Source organism: Streptomyces sp. AK08-02, from assembly GCF_033795085.1.
Taxonomy (GTDB): Bacteria; Actinomycetota; Actinomycetes; order Streptomycetales; family Streptomycetaceae; genus Streptomyces; species Streptomyces echiniscabiei.
Genome location: NZ_JARAZV010000001.1, coordinates 688,206 through 707,567, shown reverse-complemented (window position 1 = coordinate 707,567; position 19,362 = coordinate 688,206). Strand labels below are relative to the sequence as shown.

20 protein-coding genes are annotated in these 19,362 nt (G+C 70.9%); 6 read left to right on the top strand and 14 right to left on the bottom strand.

The window, feature by feature from the left end; all coding sequences use genetic code 11:
* Positions 1–13: 13 nt before the first annotated feature.
* Entirely contained in the window at positions 14–1,240 is a 1,227-nt protein-coding gene (locus PV734_RS03165; protein WP_319288696.1) for an acyl-CoA dehydrogenase family protein, read from the top strand.
* A gap of 534 nt (positions 1,241–1,774) precedes the next feature.
* Here the strand turns inward: PV734_RS03165 and PV734_RS03160 are convergent.
* Positions 1,775–2,356, bottom strand: coding sequence for a DUF2889 domain-containing protein (locus tag PV734_RS03160; RefSeq protein ID WP_319288695.1), 582 nt, complete (start codon positions 2,354–2,356; stop codon positions 1,775–1,777).
* A complete protein-coding gene (locus tag PV734_RS03155) occupies positions 2,353–3,207 on the bottom strand; it encodes an enoyl-CoA hydratase-related protein (RefSeq protein WP_319091943.1) in 855 nt (284 codons plus the stop codon). Before PV734_RS03155 ends, PV734_RS03160 begins: the two co-directional genes overlap by 4 nt.
* Before the next feature lie 168 nt (positions 3,208–3,375).
* Between PV734_RS03155 and PV734_RS03150 the strand changes: the two genes are divergently transcribed.
* Positions 3,376–4,179 carry a FadR/GntR family transcriptional regulator gene (locus PV734_RS03150; RefSeq protein ID WP_319091942.1) on the top strand — a complete coding sequence of 268 codons (804 nt, stop codon included), beginning with the start codon at positions 3,376–3,378 and terminating at the stop codon, positions 4,177–4,179.
* A 145-nt stretch (positions 4,180–4,324) separates the two neighbouring features.
* Complete coding sequence (locus tag PV734_RS03145; protein ID WP_319091941.1) at positions 4,325–5,506, top strand: amidohydrolase family protein; 1,182 nt, start codon at positions 4,325–4,327, stop codon at positions 5,504–5,506.
* 39 nt (positions 5,507–5,545) lie between these two features.
* Here PV734_RS03145 and PV734_RS03140 read toward each other — a convergent pair whose 3' ends face one another.
* The 6 genes from PV734_RS03140 to PV734_RS03115 all read right to left on the bottom strand — a co-directional run bounded on the left by PV734_RS03140 (position 5,546) and on the right by PV734_RS03115 (position 10,442).
* Positions 5,546–6,643 carry a serine hydrolase domain-containing protein gene (locus PV734_RS03140; protein WP_319091940.1) on the bottom strand — a complete coding sequence of 366 codons (1,098 nt, stop codon included), beginning with the start codon at positions 6,641–6,643 and terminating at the stop codon, positions 5,546–5,548.
* Positions 6,636–8,051: a class I adenylate-forming enzyme family protein gene (locus tag PV734_RS03135; protein ID WP_319288694.1), complete on the bottom strand. Its 1,416-nt coding sequence runs from the start codon at positions 8,049–8,051 to the stop codon at positions 6,636–6,638. The genes PV734_RS03140 and PV734_RS03135 overlap by 8 nt, the downstream gene beginning before the upstream one ends.
* 82 nt (positions 8,052–8,133) lie before the next feature.
* Positions 8,134–8,556, bottom strand: coding sequence for a MaoC family dehydratase (locus PV734_RS03130; RefSeq protein WP_319091938.1), 423 nt, complete (start codon positions 8,554–8,556; stop codon positions 8,134–8,136).
* On the bottom strand, positions 8,553–9,005 hold the full coding sequence (locus tag PV734_RS03125) for an FAS1-like dehydratase domain-containing protein (protein WP_319288693.1): 453 nt from the start codon (positions 9,003–9,005) through the stop codon (positions 8,553–8,555). Before PV734_RS03125 ends, PV734_RS03130 begins: the two co-directional genes overlap by 4 nt.
* 16 nt (positions 9,006–9,021) lie before the next feature.
* Positions 9,022–9,876, bottom strand: coding sequence for an enoyl-CoA hydratase-related protein (locus PV734_RS03120; protein WP_319091936.1), 855 nt, complete (start codon positions 9,874–9,876; stop codon positions 9,022–9,024).
* The gene (locus PV734_RS03115; RefSeq protein ID WP_319091935.1) at positions 9,873–10,442 is read right to left on the bottom strand and encodes a PaaI family thioesterase; all 570 of its coding nucleotides are present in this window, start codon (positions 10,440–10,442) and stop codon (positions 9,873–9,875) included. Before PV734_RS03115 ends, PV734_RS03120 begins: the two co-directional genes overlap by 4 nt.
* A gap of 147 nt (positions 10,443–10,589) precedes the next feature.
* Between PV734_RS03115 and PV734_RS03110 the strand changes: the two genes are divergently transcribed.
* Positions 10,590–11,786 carry a CoA transferase gene (locus PV734_RS03110; RefSeq protein ID WP_319288692.1) on the top strand — a complete coding sequence of 399 codons (1,197 nt, stop codon included), beginning with the start codon at positions 10,590–10,592 and terminating at the stop codon, positions 11,784–11,786.
* Between the two features lie 22 nt (positions 11,787–11,808).
* On the opposite strand, the gene PV734_RS03105 is transcribed toward PV734_RS03110, so the two are convergent.
* Genes PV734_RS03105 through PV734_RS03090 form a run of 4 tightly spaced genes read right to left on the bottom strand, consistent with a single transcriptional unit; the run spans position 11,809 to position 15,432 of the window.
* A complete protein-coding gene (locus PV734_RS03105) occupies positions 11,809–12,564 on the bottom strand; it encodes an SDR family NAD(P)-dependent oxidoreductase (protein WP_319288691.1) in 756 nt (251 codons plus the stop codon).
* The gene (locus PV734_RS03100) at positions 12,564–13,085 is read right to left on the bottom strand and encodes a nuclear transport factor 2 family protein (protein WP_319288690.1); all 522 of its coding nucleotides are present in this window, start codon (positions 13,083–13,085) and stop codon (positions 12,564–12,566) included. Before PV734_RS03100 ends, PV734_RS03105 begins: the two co-directional genes overlap by 1 nt.
* Entirely contained in the window at positions 13,082–14,263 is a 1,182-nt protein-coding gene (locus PV734_RS03095; protein WP_319288689.1) for an acyl-CoA dehydrogenase family protein, read from the bottom strand. The genes PV734_RS03100 and PV734_RS03095 overlap by 4 nt, the downstream gene beginning before the upstream one ends.
* Before the next feature lie 47 nt (positions 14,264–14,310).
* Positions 14,311–15,432, bottom strand: a complete 1,122-nt coding sequence (locus tag PV734_RS03090) for an acyl-CoA dehydrogenase family protein (RefSeq protein WP_319091930.1) — start codon at positions 15,430–15,432, stop codon at positions 14,311–14,313.
* 108 nt (positions 15,433–15,540) lie between these two features.
* Between PV734_RS03090 and PV734_RS03085 the strand changes: the two genes are divergently transcribed.
* Both PV734_RS03085 and PV734_RS03080 read left to right on the top strand, forming a co-directional pair.
* A complete protein-coding gene (locus PV734_RS03085; RefSeq protein ID WP_319288688.1) occupies positions 15,541–16,362 on the top strand; it encodes an enoyl-CoA hydratase/isomerase family protein in 822 nt (273 codons plus the stop codon).
* Between the two features lie 27 nt (positions 16,363–16,389).
* Positions 16,390–16,890, top strand: coding sequence for a MaoC family dehydratase (locus tag PV734_RS03080; RefSeq protein WP_319288687.1), 501 nt, complete (start codon positions 16,390–16,392; stop codon positions 16,888–16,890).
* Here PV734_RS03080 and PV734_RS03075 read toward each other — a convergent pair.
* Positions 16,869–18,275 (bottom strand): glycoside hydrolase family 1 protein, encoded by a 1,407-nt coding sequence (locus tag PV734_RS03075; RefSeq protein WP_319288686.1) that lies wholly within the window; start codon positions 18,273–18,275, stop codon positions 16,869–16,871. The two genes, PV734_RS03080 and PV734_RS03075, sit on opposite strands and share 22 nt — an antisense overlap.
* A gap of 125 nt (positions 18,276–18,400) precedes the next feature.
* Entirely contained in the window at positions 18,401–19,267 is an 867-nt protein-coding gene (locus PV734_RS03070; protein ID WP_319288685.1) for a crotonase/enoyl-CoA hydratase family protein, read from the bottom strand.
* Between the last annotated feature and the right edge of the window lie 95 nt (positions 19,268–19,362).

Here is a 19,362-nt window from a genome sequence, read left to right as displayed (position 1 = left end):
GGAGCGAACACAGGTGGACATCAGCTACCCCCCGGCGACCGAGACGTTCCGTACCGAGGTCAGGGCGTTCCTCGCCGAGACGCTGCCGCCGGACTGGAAGGGCATCGGGGCGCTGGACGAGGACGCGGCCCGGGCGTTCGCCCGCGACTGGCGCGGGCGGCTCGTCGAGCGCGGCTACCTCTCCCTCACCTGGCCCGAGCAGTACGGCGGTCGCGGCCTGTCCAAGCTCCACCAGGTCGTCCTGATGGAGGAACTGGCCCTGGCAGGAGTGCCGTTCGGCCTGCCGCAGGACACCTTCGGCGTGAAGATGCTGGCGAACACCCTGCTGCGCTGGGGCACGGAGGAGCAGAAGAGCCACTTCCTCCCCCGCATCCTCAGCGGCGAGGACACCTGGTGCCAGGGGTACTCGGAACCGGACGCCGGTTCCGATCTGGCCTCCCTCAAGACCCGTGCGGTGCGGGACGGCGAGGAGTGGGTGATCGACGGCCAGAAGGTGTGGACCTCCGGCGCCCATCACAGCGACTGGATCTTCGTCCTGGCCCGCACGGACCGGGAGGCGTCCAGGCACCGGGGCATCTCCTTCCTCCTGGTCCCGCTCGACCAGCCCGGCGTCGAGGTACGGCCGTTCCGCATGATGAGCGGACAGCTGCACTTCAACGAGGTGTTCTTCAGCGGCGCCCGCACCCGCGCCGATCTCGTCGTCGGCGGTGTCGACAACGGCTGGACGGTGGCCCAGAGCCTGCTGGGCGTCGAGCGCGGCGAGGAGGCGGCGACCAACCCGATCCTGTTCCGGGCCGAGGTGGAACGGCTGGTGGAGCTGGCGCGGCTGTACGGCAAGGACCAGGACCCGGTCTTCCGCCAGCGGATCGCCTGGTGCTGGTCCAAGGTCGAGATCATGCGGTGCCTCGGCTACCGCATCCTCACCGGCTGGCTCAAGGGCGCCGAGCCCGGCCCAGAGTCGTCGATCGCCAAGCTGTACTGGAGCGAGTACCACACCGAGGTCACCGATCTGGCGATGGACATCATGGGCCTGCACGGCCAGGTACCGGTCGGCCGGCCCCCCTTGCGCACCTACCGCACCGACGACCCCGGCGCCGCGAACTCCTCGGCGTCCTGGTCGACGACGTATCTGATCTCCCTCTCGGGCACGATCTACGCGGGCACCTCGCAGGTGCAGCGCAACATCCTCGCGGAGAAGGTACTGGGCCTGCCGCGCGAGCCGAGGGTGAGCGCGGGGTAGGGCCGGAGCGGACGCCCGCCGGGCAGGAGCCGGGGCGGGCGAGCCCCGACCGGACGGGCCCTCGCCCGACCCGCCGAGCAGACCCCGTGCGGCCGGGCGTCCCGCCCACGCCGGACGGGCTCCCGCCCGACCCGCCGGGCAGACCCCGCTCAGCCGCGCCTCCCACCCACGGGGGTGGGACATCCGGCCGGACGGGTGCGACGACCCGACTGGTCGTGAGCGGGCCCCGGCCGAACCGGCCCTCCCTTCGGCCGGGCAAGCCGAACACCCTGCCGGACAGTTCGACGCCACTGGCGAGTGTCGGGTGAGCCCCGGCCGAGCCGCACGTCCGACCCCGCCGAGCAGACCCCGGTCGGCCGCGAGCCCGGCCTGACAGGTTCGCCACCCCGGCCGCACCTGGGGCGAACCCCGGCCAGGCGGCACAGCCGGCCTGCCGTTCCGGATGAAGTCCGGGCGAGTGCGAAGCCGGGCGGGCCGGGGCGCCACCAGCGCCGGGCCGGGGCGAGTCTCGGTCGGTCAGGGGTGTCCGACAGGTCAGTGGTGTCCGGGGTGTTCGAAGGCGCTCAGGTTCGGGACCGGGCGGGGGCCCGTGCCCGGGCGCCATCCGGCGGCCAGTTTGCGCAGGCCGGCACCGTCCGGTGCCCAGATGTGGCAGCTGTTCAGCACACCGGCGGTGGCACGCGGATCGTGGTCGTGATCACCGGCGGCGGCCCGGCGCCGAGCCGCCGCCGACATCGCGGCCTGCACGGCCGCGGGGCCGAGGGCGCGGGACAGCTCGTAGAGGTGTGAGCAGCCCAGGACACCGCGAAAGCGTTCCTGGATCGCCCTGTTGTAGCCGGCGGCCACGCTGAGCCCGGCCAGGCCGTCGAAGGCCGGGGCGATCAGCGGGCACTCCGCGTGCGGGAAGCCCAGCATGTCCGCCTCGGCGACCGTGATCACCATGTCGGTGAGCCGGATCCGGACGCTCAGCGCCATGCTGTGGACGATCCCGCCGGGCGGCTCCTCCCAGGGTCGCTCGTCGCGGAGTCGTGCCTCGACGGAGATCTCGCCGCCCGGCTCCTCGTAGGCGGTGACGGTGATCGTACGGCGGTGCAGCGGGAGTTCGGCGCGGGTCATGACGAGGCCTCCTCCAGCTCGGACACGGAATCCACCGGGGCTCCCTCGCTCTCCCCCTCCCCCAGCCCCGGAAACTCCGGTTGTCGGCGCTCGATGAAGCTGCGCACACCCTCCCGGTAGTCCGGGGCACGCTTGGCCACGGCCAGGAGCGCCGCCGCGTTGTCACGGCTCTCCGTGAAGGACCGCGCCTGGTCGTCCGCGAGCTGCCGTTTGATGAGCGACATCGCGTACGGGCTGGCCGTGCGGGCCAGTTCGGTCGCGTAGGCGAGGGCCGCCGGGAGAAGTTCGTCCGGCTCGACGAGTCGGCTGACCAGCCCCATCGCACGGGCCTCGGTCCCGGTGAAGCGGCGCGAGGACAGCAGCAGGTCGGCGGCGTTGCCGTGGCCGACCAGCCGGGGCAGGATCCAGGACACACCGTCCTCGGCCACCAGTCCGCGTGCGCTGAAGGCGGCGGCGAACCTGGCGTGCGGCACGGCGAAGCGGACGTCGCACATCAGGGCCTGGTTGAATCCGATGCCGGCGCAGGCGCCGTTGACGGCCGCGACGACGGGCTTGGGGAAGGTCATGGGGCGGGTGCGCGGGGGCAGCCGGTCGGTGGGCCAGGGGCGGGCGCCGGACGACGCCCCGTCCAGCACGCTCATGTCCATGCCGGGGCAGAAACTTCGTCCGGCGCCGGTGAGCACCACCGCCCGGACCCCTGGGTCCGCCTCCGCCCGGTCGAAGAGTTCGTTGTAGAGCAGCTCCATCTCCAGCGTCCAGGCGTTGTGCCGCTCCGGCCGGTTCAGGGTGATGAGCATGACCCCGTCGGCGGTGAGTTCGGTGAGGATCACCGGGGTCGGATTCTCGGCCATCGAGGTCACTCCCACGGGCCCGTTGGTTTTATAGCTAGATGAATCATCTATATACCAAAGACCGGTCGTGGCACCAGATCAGGTGCCGTGAAGAGAAGATCAATCAACCCTTGACCTGGTACCCTTCATGCACTAAGACGATTCATTTCGCTATATGAGGAGCCCACCGTGGCCGAGGCAGCCCGCGCACGCGAAACGGCGATCGTGCCCGTCCCCGCCCGCACCCGCGTCGGACGCCAGGTGCGAGTACCCAAGACCGCCGAACTGGTCGCCGCGCACCTGCGCCGCCAGATCGTGCGGGGCGAGCTTCAGCCGGATGACGCGCTGCCGCCGGAGTCCGGCCTGATGGAGCAGTTCGGCATCTCCCGCCCGACGCTGCGCGAGGCGTTCCGCGTACTGGAGTCGGAGTCGCTGATCACGGTGCGCCGCGGCGCCCACGGCGGTGCCCGGGTGAGCGCTCCCGACTCGGACGTCGCCGCCCGCTTCGCCGGCCTGATCCTCGAGTACCGCGGGGCGACCCTCGGTGACCTCTACCACGCCGCGGCCCTCATCGAGCCACCCTGCGCCCGCCAGCTCGCCACCAAGCACAGCGCGGGCGACATCAAGCGGCTGCGCGACGCGATCGCGGCCGAGAAGGCCGTCCTGGACGACCCGCTGGCCCTGGTCGAGGCGCAGGACGCCTTCCATGCCCTGCTGGTCGAACTCACCGGCAACCAGACGATGATCCTGCTGTGCGGCATGGTCCGCAACATCATCGACCGGGCCAACGCCTCGTACACCGCGGCCGCCGCCGACGCCGAGGCGCAGAAGACGCAGGCCCTCAAGGGGCACCGGGCGCACGTGCGAATGGTCGGCCTGATCGAGTCCGGCAAGGCGGACGAGGCCGAGAAGCTCTGGCAGCGGCACATCTCCAGCGCCGACGACGTGGTGAACTCCGCCGGACCCAAGACGGTGCTCGAACTCCTCGACTGACCCCACCCCTGCCCCCCTGACCCCGCTCCCCCACCTTCACCGGCACCTCCTCGACCCCGCTTTCGGCCACCCCCTTGCCTCCGAGAAACAGTTAGATAATTATAGGAGGCGTACCGATTAGCTACGGGGTCCGGAGGCGACGGCCATGGCCGAACAGCGCAAACCCATCTTCGACTGCGACCAGCACATGTACGAGGAGCGGGACTCCTTCACCCGCTATCTCCCCAAGGAGTTCCTCGGCTCGGCGGTCGCACCGGTGACACTGCCGGACGGGCGGGAGGTGATCCTCGCCGGGGACCGCATCGTCGTATGCCTGGAGCCGGAGTTCGGGCAGGTCTACCGACCCGGCTCACTGAAGGAGATGCTCAAGGCGATGGCCTCGGGCAATCCCGAGGAGACGTACCAGTTCGAGCCGATGCACGAGTCGTACCAGAACCGCGACGCGCGGCTGCGGGTCATGGACGAGCAGGGCCTCGACCAGTCGATCATCTACCCGGGCGGCTGGGCCCTGGTCGCGGAGGAGTACGTGAAGGGCGTGGAGCCCCTCTACGCCAACTACCACTCGTTCAACCGCTACATGAACGAGGTGTGGGGCTTCGACCACCAGGGCCGCATCTACGCCCCGGCACTGCTGTCGCTGCGCGATCTGCCCAGCGCGGTCAAGGAGTTGGAGTACGTCCTGGAGCAGGGCGCCCGCTTCATCCTGCTGCCCACCGGACCGATGTACGGCCGCTCGCCGGGCGACCCGTACTTCGACCCGTTCTGGAAGCTGGTCAACGAGGCCAAGGCCAGCGTCTGCTACCACATCAGCGAGTTCTACTACAACTCGCAGGTGGCGCCCTCCTGGGGCTTCGACCCCCACCCCATCCACTTCCGTATGTCGGCCTGGCAGTGGCAGAACACCTACGGCCAGCGCCCCATCGAGGAGACGCTGTCCGCGCTGATCTTCGACAACCTCTTCGGACGCTTCCCCGACATCAACGTCCTGGTCTCCGAGTTCGGCTCCGAGTGGGTTCCGCACTTCGTTCGCCACATGGACAAGAGCCGGGGCATGGGCCGCAACGGCCCCTGGATCGGCGGGCAGTTGGACGAGCGGCCGAGCCAGATCTTCCGCAAGCACATCCGCGTGGTGCCCTACCCCGAGGACGACATCGTGGGCGTGGTGAAGCGTCTCGGCTACCACGAGTCCATCGTCATGGGCTCCGACTTCCCGCACGCGGAGGGCCTGGCGCAACCTGCCGACTTCCGCAAGCTCATCACGGAGCTCGACGAGTCGGCGCAGGACGACATCATGTACAACAACGCTCAGCAGCTGATCAGCCGCTGAGCGTCGTACCACCCCGCCTGGCGGCGGGCCTGATCCGCACTAACGGACCAGGCCCGCCGCCAGGTTCGCGACGTCGGTGAGCAGTGCGGTACCGCGGGGCGAGTTGTCGTAGCCGGCGAGCGGGTAGCCGTTGCTCAGACAGGCGAAGGACAGGCCAGACTCCGGGTCCATGAAGCCCAGTTGGTAAGCCGCCCCGGCGCTCCCGAAGAGCGCCGGCGAGCCGGTCGACGGGAGGTTGCTCCCCGCGTCGGGACCGGCCACGGTGACGAACAGTCCCATGCTGGTACGACGGCTGCCGCCGCCTCCGTAGATCCGCTCCCCGTACGGGTGATCGGTCAGCCTGATCCGCGTGCCCTCCGCCACGGCCTCCGGCTTCCACAGGCCGGAGTGGACCAGTGCCTGGAAGTAGAGGGCGACGTCGGCGGCGGTGGCGACCAGGGCGTGGCTGGGCTCTCCGGCCGCCAGGACCTCCGGGTCGGACAGGTACCACGGCCCCCACGGGTCGGGGTCCTGGTCGTCGTCGGTGCGGTCGGTGGCGAGCATCGGGGCGACGCTGCCCGGCTGCCGGTCCACCGGCACCCCCAGCTCGATCGACAACAGCCCCAGCGGTTCCACCACCCGTTCGCGCAGAAAGTCGGCGAAGGCGAGGCCTGTACGCCGTTCGACGATCTCGGCGATCAGCCAGGCCGCCGAGGTGAGATGGAACTGGAAGCGGCTGCCCGGCGGGGAGTCGAGGCGCCAGCGTCCGAAGGCGGCGAGCCGCTGCTCGCGGTCGAGCATCTTCGGGTACCCGAGGGGTGCGAAGGGGAAGCCAGCGGTGTGTGTGAGCACCTGCTCGACGGTCACCGTCTCCTTCCCGTTCGGCGCGAACTCCGGAATGATCGCGGCGACTTGTTCGCCCACGTCGAGCAGCCCGTCGCCGATCAGCTTCCACACCACGCCCGCGACGATCGACCGTCCGACGGACTGCAGGACGTACCGGGTGCCGGCGCGCGCGTCGCCGAAGGTCTCGAAGGCCACCAACCGTCCCTCGTGGGCGACGGCGACCTGCGCGGACGGCAGAGGCCCGTGTTCGACCTCCTGACGGACCCTGCCGAGGAGGGTGTCGAGGCGGAGCGGGTCGACCTGGTCAGGCACTGGTTTCTCCTTCGTGCGGTTCCCGCAGCCGGCGGCGGACGACCTTGCCGTTGGCGTTGCGCGGCAGGTCGGCCACGAACCACCAGCGGACGGGGACCTTGAACCCCGACAGCCGGGCGCGGGTGTGGCTTCTGAGCGTCGCCGGGTCGGGCGGGGCGTCGGGGTCGGCCGGCACGACGAAGGCGACGACGGTCTGTCCGAGCCGCTCGTCGGGCACGCCCGTCACCACCGCGTCGGCCACGCCGGGATGTGTGGTCAGAACCGTCTCGACCTCCAGCGGGTGCACGTTCTCACCGCCGCGGATGATCATGTCGGTGCGTCGGCCGAGGAGATAGAGGTAGCCGTCGTCCGCGATCCGGCCCAGGTCGCCGCTGTGCAGCCAGCCCTCGGCGTCGATCCGGAAGAAATGGCCGGCCCGGGCGTGGATCTCGCCGACGCCGTCGGACCCCGCGTCGTCCACCCTGACCTCGACGCCGGGGGCGGGCCGTCCCACCGAGCGCAGCAGTTCGGTGCGTCCCGCGACCGCCTCCCGGTGGTCCTCGGGGGTGAGCACGCTGATCGGTGAGCCCTCGGTCTGTCCGAACATGTTGAGCATACGGACGCCGGGCATGGCCTCGTACGTCCGTCGCAGGGTGCCGGGGCGTACGGGCGCTCCCCCGTACTGGAGGGTCCGCAGTGTCTCGTGCCGGGCCTCGCCGGCCGCCAGCAGAGTCTCCAGCATCGCCGGGACCATGCTGGTGTGCGTGGTGCCGAGGTGCCGCAGCAGTGTCCAGCCCTCGACGGTGAAGCGGGGCAGCCCGGTGATCAGCGCGCCGGCGGCGAGGGCGACGGCCAGGTTGCCGAGGCCCGCGATGTGGTGGAAGGGCGCACTGCCGCCGTAGAAACTGTCGGGGTCGAGCGCGCACAGGCTTCCGTTGACGCGGGCGCGTGCGGCCAGGCGTCCTTGGGTCATGGGGACGGGTTTGGGTAGGCCCGTCGTGCCGGAGGTGTGGAGGACGGCGGCGAGGCCGTCCGGCTCGGCCGTCAACTCCCGCCCGGACGCGCGCAGTTCGGGCAACACCGCGAGACGTCGGCCCGAGAGTGCGGCCACCTCGCTGCCGAGGCGGGCGAACTCGGTTTGCGCCAGGAGGACTTGGGTATCCGTCGCCTTCACCACCGTGGCGATCTCGTGCGCGGTCATCCGGACACCGAGCGGCGCGAGCGGGTGGCCGGATCCGGCGCCGCCGATCACCAGGGCGAGGGCGTCGGCGGAGGTGGCGACCAACGCGGGTACCGGCGAGCCGGGTTCGAGGCCCAGAGTGTCGAGCCAGTCGGCCGCGCCGGACGCGTGGTCGAGGAGTGCACGTCCGGTCCAGGTCAGGTCACCGAACCGGACCGCGGGCCGGGTGTGGTCGTAGGCGCGGTTCACCTGCGCGGTCCACGTCTCCCGCGTTGCCGGCGGTTCTCGCCTCTCCTCCACGCCCCGCGTTCTCTGTCCGGCGTTCACCGGCTCAGGGCTCCAGGCGGGCCGCCGCCGTGCCGGCGACCACCTCGACACCGTCCTGGTTGACGGTACGCAGCGAGAAGTGGGCGACCGGCCCGTTGCCGGTGTCCTCGACGGACTCGACGGTGGCCGTGGAGGTCAGGGTGTCGCCGGGCCAGACCTGTGCCTTGAAGCGGACTCCGTAGCGCAGGAGCGACTCGGTGCCGACCCAGTCGGTCAGGATCCGGCCGGTCATGCCCATCGTCAGCATGCCGTGCGCGAACACTCCCGGGTAGCCGGCGGCCTCGACGGCGAAGCGCTCGTCGGTGTGGAGCGGGTTGAAGTCGCCTGAGGCGCCCGCGTACTGCACGATCCGGGTGCGCTTCAGGTCCTCGACGAGGACGCGCTCACGTGTCTCGCCCACTTTGATCTCGTCCGTGCTCAGGCTCATCGGGCGTCCTTCGGGGTCGCGGGGCCCTCGGGTACGACGGCCACGGTGACGGCGCTGACGACCGGCTCGCCGTCGGCGTCCCGGTACTCGGTGATGCGCTCGCTGAAGAGGAGCCGGCCGCTGCGGCCCTGCTTCTCCCAGCTGCGGCCAGGCACGGTGTGCGCGTGAAGCGTCTCACCGGCGCGCACCGGGCGGTGGTACTCGAAGTGCTGCTCGGCGTGGAGCCCGCCGCCGCCCTCGGCCATCACGCCGGGGCCGCCGCCGGATCCGTACCACTCCTCCCCCGGCTTGGGCCGCAGGTGGTACTCGGGGTCGTAGTGGGCGCTCGCCATGGTGAAGGTGGGCGGTGCGAGGGCGTTCGCGCCCTGGAACGCCGGGTTCTCGTCGCCGACGGCACGGGCGAACATCATGATGTGCCCGGCCTCGACGGGAAACGGCTGCCCTGTCATCGTCATGCCTCTCGGTTCAGTACGGCAGGAACGCGTCGCGGGTGGCCTCGTCCGGGTCGAAGTCCGGGGGCAGGCCCTCGAACTTCGGCTCGCGTTTCTCCACGAAGCTCGCGACGCCCTCACGGAAGTCCGGCGAGCCAGCGAAGAACTCCATGGCGGAGTAGGACCGGGCGAGCGCGTCGGTGAAGGTGCGGTCGAGGTCGCCGTACACCTGGTGACGTACGACGGCCATGGCGCGGGGGGAGCAGTTGCGGGCGATGTCCCGGGCGTAGGCGCGGGCGGCGTCCAGCAGGTCCTCGGGTTCGACGACGCGGCTGACCAGGCCGAGGTCCTTCGCCTCGTCGGCGTCGAAGACCCGGCCGGACAGCAGCAGGTCGAGCGCCTTCTCCAGGCCGATCACGCGCGGCAGCACGTACGGCAGGTTGTACTCGCCGGCCAGGCCGCGCCGGGTGAAGGCGGTGGTGAAGCGGGCCCCCCGGGCGGCGAAGCGGATGTCGCAGATCAGCGCCTGGATGAGGCCGATGCCCGCGCAGGCGCCGTTGACGGCGGCGATCATCGGCTTCGGCAGCAGCCGCCTGCTGTACATGGGGACGCGGGCCTGGAGGTTGAGGGACTGGCCAGGCCGGGCGTTCTGCTCCAGTCGCTGGACGTCCATGCCCGGGCAGAAGGCCCGGCCCGCACCCGTGACGATCACGGCACGGACGGCCGGATCCTGTGCGGCCTCGTCCAGGAGCGCGAAGAACCGGCGCTCCATGGGCAGGCTCCAGGCGTTCCTGCGCTCGGGCCGGTTGAGGGTGACGGTGGCGACGCCGTCCTCGTCGACCTCGTACAGCACCAGGTCGTCGTCCTGGGCGGGCTGCTCGTCAGTCATCGCGTCATGCCTCCGTCAGCGGTTCGATGGTCGGTGGGCTCTGCGGGGTCGATGGAGCCGGTGGGATCGGCGGGGACCACGGAGTCGGCCGGGGGTATCGGATCGCCGACGCCCTGCCGTTCCCCGGAGATGGTCACGACCACCTGTCCCCGGGCGCAGATGCGCCCGTCGGTCATCACATCGACGTCGGCGAAGTGCAGCCGGTGGCCGCGGCGCACACAGCGTGCGTAGGCGACGGCCTCGTGGCCTCGTGCGGGCGCGAGGTACTGCACCGACATCGACACGGTGCTGAGCCGGCTCCCCTTGGTGAAGTCGTGCCCCGCGATCACGGCTCCCGAGCCGGCGGTGTCGATGAGGGCCGAGATCACCCCGCCGTGGAAGAGGCCCTCGTGGGCGGAGAGGGACTCCGCGTAGGGCAGCACGATCTCGACGGCTTCCGGGTCCCAGCGGGTCACCCTGATACGGCAGCGGCGGTTGAAGGCGACCCCGCGCTCCCAGCGCGCCCGGAACCAGGCCCGGCGTTCGCGCTGTTCCTGTTCGCTGAGGGTCCTCGCCGCGACGGTCATCAGCACGCCCTCCGGTCTCGGCCTGTCGACCGATCCATATAGTTACATGAATTGGATAGTTGAAGCAATCAAGCGGGCCTTGATCCTGGCGCCAGATGTATTATTTATATAACTCATTCGCTGTCTGTGAACAGAGGGAGAACCCCGATGCCGTCGACCGCCCTGGCCGGGATCCGCGTCCTCGATCTGTCCCGCGTGCTCGCCGCGCCCCTGGCCACACAGCTCCTGGCCGACCTGGGCGCCGAGGTCATCAAGGTGGAACGGCCCGGAACGGGCGACGACTCACGGTCGTACGGGCCACCGTTCGCCGCCGGCACGGACACCGCCGCCTTCTATCTCTCCTGCAACCGCAACAAGCGGTCGGTCACGCTCAACCACGCCACCGCCGAGGGGCAGGAGTTGATCCGCGCCCTGGCCGCCCGGTCGGACGTGCTGGTCGAGAACTTCCGCACGGGAACGCTGGCGAAGTACGGCCTCGACCACAAGAGCCTGCGCGAGCTCAACCCCCGGCTGGTCTACCTATCGGTCACGGGCTTCGGCCAGACCGGCCCGTACGCCGAACGCCCCGGCTACGACGGCGTCTTCCAGGCCATGTCCGGGATGATGAGTGTCTCCGGGCACCCCGAGGAGCCGATGAAGGTCGGCGTCAGCATGGTGGACATCCTCACCGGCCTGTACGCCTCGACAGCCGTACTGGCGGCCCTGCGGCACCGGGACGTCACCGGTGAGGGCCAGTTCATCGATCTGTCCCTGCTGGACTGCGGACTGGCCTCCCTGTCGCACTTCGCCATGAACTACCTCGTCTCCGGCGAGGTGCCGACGCGGCGCGGCAACGGCGGCTACGGCGGAATCCCGTCCCAGGCGTTCATGTGCCAGGACAAGCCGCTGTTCCTGGTCGCGGGCAACGACAAGCAGTTCGCCGCGTTCTGCGCCGCCGCCGACCGCACCGACCTTCTCCAGGACCCCCGGTTCACCACGACCTCCGCCCGGATCGCGCACCGCGAGGAGATCCTGCCGGTCCTGGAGGCGGTCCTGCGCACCCGGACCCGGGACGACTGGCTGGCACTGCTCGACCGACACGGCGTTCCGGCAGGCCCGTTCAACGAGATGCCCGAGGTCTTCGCCGACCCCCAGATACGGCATCGGGAGATGCTGGTGGAGGTCGAGGACCCGGTGTCGGGGCGGCTTTCGTTGCTCGCCAACCCGATCCGGTTCACGGCGACACCGGTCGCGGGGTACGCCCCGCCGCCCGCGCTGGGCGAGCACACCGCCGAAGTCCTCACCGGGCTCGCCGGTGTGACGGAGGATCAGCTCGCGGGGCTGCGGGCCCGGGGCGTCGTATAGGCCGTCCTGGGAGGGGCCGGCCTCACCCGATCAGGGTGCGGCCGCCCTCCAGCATCAGCGTCGCGCCGGTCAGATAGGCCATGTCGTCGCTGACCAGCGCGGCCACCCCCCGCCCGATGTCGGTCTCCGGGTCGCCCATCCTGCCGAGCGGAATACCCGCGAGCACGCTCTCCGCCTTCTCCGGGTGAGCGGCGAAGAACGCCTCCGCCGCCGGGCTCAGCGCCGCCGGGCAGACCACGTTCACACGGATCCCGTACGCTCCCCACTCCCGCGCGGCGACCCGTGTCAGCCCCCGGACGGCCTCCTTGGCCATGGCGTAGGCCGCGAAGCCCGTCTCTCCCTGCACCGCGGCCGACGAACCCAGGTTGACGACGCTGCCGCGACTGGCCCGCAGATGGGGCAGAGCCGACCGCATCGCGTGGAAGGTCGCCAACGGGCCGCTGCGGTAGGCGAGTTCGACATCGTCGTACGACGTCTCCTCCAACCGGCGCTGGACGGACGTCTGCGCGTTGTTCACGAGCACGTCCAGTCCGCCGAACGCCCGTACCGTCTCGGCCACCATCCGGTCGACGTCGGCCCGTTCACCGACGTCCCCGATGACGGTGTGGGCCCGGCCGCCGCGCCCGGTGATCTCCCCGGCGGTCTCCTCGAGTGTGGCCTCGGTACGGCCCGTGATCACCACCGCCGCCCCCTCGGCCGCCAGCGCGAGCGCGATTCCGCGGCCCACGCCCTGCCCGCCGCCGGTGACCAATGCCGTCCTCCCCGCCAACCGCCGCATCACGTCTCCTTCCAGAAAGGTCCCCAGGACGGGAACGCGTCGGGCAGCGCCGGATGTCCGGCGCCCTCCCAGCCCTCGAATCCGACCTGCTGGGGACGTTCGGTCACATCGGCCGCGTACCAGTGCTGCTCACGGCGCCGGGAGAAGTACCACTCGCCGTCCACGCGCGCGTAGTCGTCGAGGTAGCGGATCGCCATGACGATCCACCGCTCCCCCACCTCGTGCTCGGCACGGCAGTAGACGGATCCGGTGGCCGTGTCGCCGCCGGAGAACTCGATGCGGTGTCCGCAGATCTGGTGGACGGAGCGGTGAAAGCCCCGGACGAGCGGATCGATGTACGTCAGCAGCGCCTCCCGGCCCTGGCCGTGGCGTCCCATGGACACGTCGGGCCGGAAGCAGCCGGCCCAGGCGTCGAGGTCACGGGCGTCCACGGCGAGCGCGTAGCGGACGGGCAGTTGCTGGATCGCCAGGTGCGACTCGACACGGTCGAGACGTTCCGTGAGCGTGGGCGCCGGGGTCACGGCCTGGGCTCCTTCGGCAGACCGAGCACCTGCTCGCCGATGATGTTGCGCTGGATCTCGCTGGACCCGCCGTAGATCGTCTCCGCCAGGGAGAGCAGGAAGGAGCGCTGCCGGGTGTCGAGACCGTAGTCCGCGCCGCAGATCTGCCCGGCGGGCCCGGCCAACTCCTGTGCCAGATGGCCGAGTTGCTGATGGCGCGTGGACGCGTACAGCTTCGCGGTCGTGGCCTGGGCGCCCGGGACGCGGCCTGCGGTCAGTTCGGCGATGGTCCGCAGGTTGGTGGTGCGCATGATGCGTACGGAGATCCAGGCGTCGACGATCCGGCGGCGCAGCATCGGGTCGTCGAGCGCGCCCCGCTCCCGGGCCAGGTCGATCAGCGCCTCGGCCTCTCGCTCGAACGTGAGCTGCTGGGGCAGGAGGGTGGTACCGCGTTCGATGCCGAGTGTGGCCATCGCGGTGCGCCAGCCCTGGCCGACCTCGCCGACGACCAGGTCCGCGCCGGTCCTGGCCTCGGAGAGGAACACCTCGGCGAACTCGTCCTGTCCGGCGAGGTTGCGGATGGGGCGGATCTCGACGCCCGGCTGGTCGGTGGGCACGAGCAGCATGGTCAGGCCCTTGTGGCGGACGGAGTCCGGGTCCGTGCGGGCCAGGACGTAGAGCCAGTCGGCGTGCATGCCGAAGGACGTCCACACCTTCTGCCCGCTCACCACCCACTCTCCCGCGTCGTCGCGCTCGGCCCGGGTGCGGACCGAGGCCAGGTCGGAGCCGGCGCCGGGTTCGCTGAAACCCTGGCCCCACAGTTCCTCGACGGCGAGGATCGGCGGCAGGAAGCGCTTCTTCTGCTCCTCGCCGCCCACTTCGAGGAGCATGGGGCCGAGCAGGTCGAGGGCGTTGACCGTCGCCCGGTAGGGGGCGTTCACCCGGGCGTACTCGTACTCGAAGACGATCTCCTCCAGCAGTCCGAGGCCTCGTCCGCCGTACTCCGCCGGCCAGCCGACGCCCAGCCAGTTCCCGGCGGACAGCTCGCGGTCCCAGGCGAGGCGGACCTCCCAGGCGGCTCCGTCGGTGGGGCCGCCCACGCCCCGGTGCTCGGCGAACTCGCCCACGAGGTGGTCCGCCAGCCAGTCCCGCAGTTCGTCGCGGAAGTCGCGTACGGCGGGCCCGAAGTCCAGTTCCATGTCTGCTGCCTCCTTGTGGTGTCGGAGTGTGGTGTCAGACCCTGTTGTCAGATGCCGAGCCGGGCCGCGAGCAGCTCCCGGTGGTAGGACGGGGAGCCGAGCAGCACCTCGGAGCTCTTGGCCCGCTTGAAGTACAGGTGCGCGGGGTGCTCCCAGGTGAAGCCGATGCCGCCGTGGACCTGGATGTTGTCGCCTGCGGCCCTGGTGAACGCCTCCGAGCAGAAGGCCTGTGCCAGGGCGGCCGCGACGGCGATCTCCGTGTCGTCGCCGGCGTCCAGCGCCCACAGCCCGCCGTACGCGGCCGAGCGTGCCGCCTCGATGTCCGTCAGCATGTCGGCGCACTTGTGCTTGATCCCCTGGAACGAGCCGATGGGCCGCCCGTACTGCACCCGTATCCCGGCGTAGTCGACGGCGGCGTCCAGGGCCGCCGTCGCGCCCCCGACCTGTTCGGCGGCGAGGAGGACGGAGGCGGTGGCGAGGGTGCGTTCCAGTGCGGGCCACGCCTTCCCCTCGGCGCCGAGCAGCCGGGCGGGGGTGTCCGTGAACTCCAGCCGGGCCTGTTTGCGGGTCTGGTCCAGGGTGGGGAGGGGGGTGCGGGTGAGGCCCGGCGCGTCGGCGGCGTCGACCGCGAAGAGGCTGACGCCGGCGGGCGTACGGGCGACGACGAGGAGCAGGTCTGCGAGGTGGCCGTCGGGTACGTAGGTCTTCGTACCGGCCAGGTGCCACCCTTGGGCGCTGTCGTGGGCGGTGAGACGGATGCCGGGCTCGTCCCAGCGGCCGCTGTCCTCGGTGAGCGCCAGCGTGGCCACCGCCTCGCCGGACGCGATGCCCGGCAGGAGATCGTGCCGGGCCCGCTCGTCGTCGCAGCGCAGCAGGGCCTCGGCGGCGAGGGCGACGGTGGGGAAGTACGGCCCGCACAGCAGCGCGCGGCCCGCCTCCTCGAAGACGATGCCGAGGTCGACGTAGCCGAAACCGGAGCCGCCGTACCGCTCCGGGACGGCGAGTCCCTGCAGGCCGAGTTCACCGGCCATCCGGCGCCAGAGGAAGTCGTCGTGGCCCTCCGGATCGGCGGCCAGCCGGCGTACGGCCGCCTCGTCGGAGTACTTGGCCAGGAACGACCGTACGACTTTGCGCAGTTCGTCCTGTTCCTGAGTGAAGGCGAGGTCCATGCCGACCTTCCCGTTCTCGGTGCGACGCGTCTGCCGATCGCTTGCCGCACTCCGCTCGATACAGTTAGATAATTATAGTATCCGCACTGATTACACCAGGAGCGCGACGTGACCGATCTCTACGCCCCGTTCACGAGCCTGACCTTCGAGCGGCCCTCGCCCGGCGTGCTGCGTGTCGTGCTCGACGCCCCGAACCTCAACGCGGTCGATCCACGCATGCACGGGGAGCTGGCCGAGATCTGGCCGGTGATCGACCGGGACGAGCAGACCCGGGTGGTGCTGTTCCAGGGGGCGGGCCGGGCCTTCTCGGCGGGCGGGACCTTCGACTCCATCGACGCCATGACCGGGGACTACGCGGTGCGTGCCCGGGTGATGCGGGAGGCCCGGGACATGGTCTACGGGGTGATCAACTGCTCCAAGCCGGTGGTCTCGGCGATCCATGGTCCGGCGGTCGGGGCGGGGCTGGTCATCGGGATGCTCGCGGACATCTCCGTCGCCGCCCGTACGGCGAAGATCGTCGACGGGCACACACGTCTCGGGGTCGCGGCCGGTGACCACGCGGCCATCTGCTGGCCGCTGCTGTGCGGCATGGCGAAGGCCAAGTACTACCTGCTCACCTGCGAGGCACTCACCGGCGAGGAGGCCGAGCGGATCGGCCTCGTGTCCAAGTGCGTGGACGACGCGGACGTCCACGCGGAGGCGCTGCGCGTGGCGACCGTCCTGGCGGCCGGTCCCACCAGCGCCATCAGCTGGACCAAGCGGTCCCTCAACCACTGGTACCGCACCGCGCAGCCGATCTTCGAGGCCTCCCTCGGGCTGGAGTTCTTCGGCTTCGGCGGACACGAGGTCGTCGAAGGGCTGGCCGCCCACCGCGACAAGCGCGCCCCCGACTTCGAGGGCGTGGGCGAGAAGCACCCGCTCGATCTCTGACCACCCCACGAGAGGAACCGATCGATCATGACGCCACAGCAGCTCACCACCGAGGTCCCGCCCCTGGTCAAGGGGTTGACGTACGAGGAGATGCCGGTCGGGCAGGTCTTCCGGACCGCCCGCCGAACGGTCACCGAGACCGACCTGGTCAACTTCGTCACCTGGGGCGGCTTCACCGAGCCGCTCTTCTGGGACGCCACGCACGCGGCGGAGGGTGGATACACCGGCCGGCTGGTCCCGGGCGGGCTGACCTACTGTCTCGCCGAGGGGCTCGTCCTGCAGACGAACGTCCTGCACGGCACGGGTCTCGCCTTTCTGCACATGGAGCTGACCGTGCGGGCGCCGGTGTACGTCGGTGACACCCTGCACGCGATCGTGGAGACGACGGGCTGCCGCCCCTCCAGCAGGCCCGGCCGGGGCGTGGTGACGAGCCGGATCACCGTACGCAACCAGCGGGACGAGGACGTCCTCGTCTACTGCCCGGTACGGCTGATCCGCGGCCGGGACTACGAGGCGCCGACGCCCTGACCAGGAGCCCTGGGTACGAGGCTCAGCCCGCACGCCGGACCGGCGGGGGGCGCCCCGGCGAAGGCTCCGCGGTGCAGCCAGTCGGCCGGCATCGCGGGCTCCGGCGCGACCTCGTGGTCCGGGACCGCCATCGCGTAGAGGCGGGTGTAGCGGAACTTGGCCTCCAGGTTGTCGAGGACCGACCAGTACTCGTAGCCGCAGACCTCCACTCCGGCGTCGACGAGCCGGGCCAGCCAGGAGAGCCGGGCGCGGAGCAGACCGCGCCGCCGGGCGTCGTCGCTGCGGCCCGTGTCGTCGACCAGGTCCAGGTCTCCCATGCCGTTGTCGACGACGGCCAGCGGGGGCAGCAGGTCGCCGTACAGCTCGTACAGGCCGGCAACGGCGTCGGCGAGCCCTTCGGGGATGATCGGCCAGCCGTAGGCGGTCGTCTCGACGTCGTCGAAGGGGACGATCGCGAAGCCGAGGCCCACGAACAGCCGGTTGACCTCGTTGAGGGCTCCGCCGCACTTCGCGGCAGGCAGTACGCGGGGCAGGTTCTCCGGCGCGGTGACCCGGAACGGGGTGTGCCAGGACAGACCGAGCAGGTCCTGGGCGGTCGCGATGACCTCCAGGTCACCGGGGTGCACGCAGCCGGTGGCGGCCACAGGACTGTCGTCCTCCTCGGTCACCATGTGCTCGCCGAGCAGCAGGGGGTCGAGGAAGATGCGGTTGGTCCAGCTCTCCAGTCGCTCCAGGGCGAGACGGTCGTAGGGGTCGTCCGTGGCCGCGTAGCCGCCGACAAGCGTGATCGTCGTCCCGATCCGGCCTCGGACGCCGACGGCTCGGAGGGCCTGGGTGGCGAGCCCGTTGGCGAGCAGGATGTGGTGTACGGCGGGCAGCCCCGCGCGGCCCGCGCCCCGGCCCGGGGAGTACATTCCGGCCACATGGTCCGCGAGGGTGGGACCGGCCAGGTCGGTCGAGGTGATCCAGCGCTCCACCCGGTCGCCGAACCGCCGGCCCAGTTCGGCCGCGTACGCGGCGAAGTGCTCGGCGGTGTCACGGGCGAGCCAGCCGCCGGCCGCGTCCAGCCAGGGCGGCAGCGTACGGTCGAACAGGGTGAGCGCGGGGCGGGTCCCCTGTGCGAGCAGGCCGTCGAGCGCGCGGTCGCAGCGGTCCAGCGCCGCCGGGTCCCAGCTGCCGGGGCCGCCGGGCTGGAGCTGCGGCCAGCCGGCGACCATACGGTGCGCGTCCGGGGTGACGCCGAGCAGCTGCCCGATGTCGTCGGTCCACTGCCGGAAGTGCCCGCCGCGTTCCTGCGGGGGTGGCGGCGGGGCCGCGAGAGTGTCCGCGGTGGCGACCCCCCAGTCGACGCCGCGAAGGGATTCGTGCAGGAAACCATCGTTCATGGTTACCGTCCAGGCGGTGAATGGTTCAGCGCATTCAACTGAATGCCCGCCGTCGGGACGCTAACACTTCGAGCAAACTACGACAATGTTTCAGCCAGATCTCCTCGGCTCGGGGAGCTCCGGCCCTAGTCCCCCAGGGGACGGAACTCCTCGTCCTGCCACCAGGGGTAGACGGGCGGCATGTCCTCGCTGATCCGGCCCGGAAACTCGGGGGGCCGTTTGGCCAGGAAGGACTCGACTCCCTCGACGGGGTCGGGGCCGCCGCCGATCTCGCTCATGATCCGCGAGTCGAGCCGGTGCGCGGCCATGGGGTGCGGCTCGCCGAGCATCCGCCACATCATCTGCCGTGCGAGGGCCACCGAGACCGCCGAGGTGTGGTCGGCGATCTCCCGGGCCAGTTCGTACGCCGCCGGCAGGAGCTCCGCCGGGGGGTGGACGGAGCGGACGAGCCCGGCGGCAAGGGCCTCGTCGGGGCCGAAGACGCGGCCCGTCGCGACCCACTCCATGGCCCGCTGCATACCGACCGCGCGAGGCAGGAACCAGCTCGCCGCCGACTCCGGCACGATGCCGCGGCGGGCGAAGACGAAGCCGAACCTCGCCGAGGTCGACGCCAGCCTGATGTCCATGGGCAGGGTCATGCTGGCCCCGACACCCGCCGCCGGGCCGTTGATCGCCGCGATGACCGGCTTGGTGCTGGAGAAGATCCGCAGCGCGACCCGGCCACCGGTGTCCCGGTGCCGTGCGCCCGCCTTGCGGTGGTCGAAGGACGAGCCGCCCGAGCTGACGTCGGCACCCGCGCAGAAGCCGCGTCCGGCGCCGGTCACCACGATCACCCGTATCCCGTCGTCCTCGTCCGCCGCGTCCAGGACGTCGAGCAGGTCCTGCATCATCCGGGGGTTGAAGGCGTTGAGTTTCTCGGGCCGGTCGAGGGTGACGGTGAGGATCCGGTCCGTCACCTCGGCCCGCACGGTCTCGTACTCCTGCTCCGCCACGCGCGTCCTCCGTCACTCCACGGGCCAGTTCCCAGAAAGCTTAATTAGTTATAGCATTCAACTCTAATAACTGATCCCTGGACGATGGCGGTGGA

Excerpts from the sequence above, each read along its gene's own strand:
- PV734_RS03160 (WP_319288695.1), bottom strand. The coding sequence starts at position 2,356 with ATGACCCGCGCCGAACTCCCGCTGCACCGCCGTACGATCACCGTCACC.
- PV734_RS03155 (WP_319091943.1), bottom strand. The coding sequence starts at position 3,207 with ATGGCCGAGAATCCGACCCCGGTGATCCTCACCGAACTCACCGCCGAC.
- PV734_RS03145 (WP_319091941.1), top strand. The coding sequence starts at position 4,325 with ATGGCCGAACAGCGCAAACCCATCTTCGACTGCGACCAGCACATGTAC.
- PV734_RS03130 (WP_319091938.1), bottom strand. The coding sequence starts at position 8,556 with ATGAGCCTGAGCACGGACGAGATCAAAGTGGGCGAGACACGTGAGCGC.
- PV734_RS03125 (WP_319288693.1), bottom strand. The coding sequence starts at position 9,005 with ATGACAGGGCAGCCGTTTCCCGTCGAGGCCGGGCACATCATGATGTTC.
- PV734_RS03120 (WP_319091936.1), bottom strand. The coding sequence starts at position 9,876 with ATGACTGACGAGCAGCCCGCCCAGGACGACGACCTGGTGCTGTACGAG.
- PV734_RS03115 (WP_319091935.1), bottom strand. The coding sequence starts at position 10,442 with ATGACCGTCGCGGCGAGGACCCTCAGCGAACAGGAACAGCGCGAACGC.
- PV734_RS03110 (WP_319288692.1), top strand. The coding sequence starts at position 10,590 with ATGCCGTCGACCGCCCTGGCCGGGATCCGCGTCCTCGATCTGTCCCGC.
- PV734_RS03105 (WP_319288691.1), bottom strand. The coding sequence starts at position 12,564 with ATGCGGCGGTTGGCGGGGAGGACGGCATTGGTCACCGGCGGCGGGCAG.
- PV734_RS03095 (WP_319288689.1), bottom strand. The coding sequence starts at position 14,263 with ATGGAACTGGACTTCGGGCCCGCCGTACGCGACTTCCGCGACGAACTG.
- PV734_RS03090 (WP_319091930.1), bottom strand. The coding sequence starts at position 15,432 with ATGGACCTCGCCTTCACTCAGGAACAGGACGAACTGCGCAAAGTCGTA.
- PV734_RS03080 (WP_319288687.1), top strand. The coding sequence starts at position 16,390 with ATGACGCCACAGCAGCTCACCACCGAGGTCCCGCCCCTGGTCAAGGGG.
- PV734_RS03075 (WP_319288686.1), bottom strand. The coding sequence starts at position 18,275 with ATGAACGATGGTTTCCTGCACGAATCCCTTCGCGGCGTCGACTGGGGG.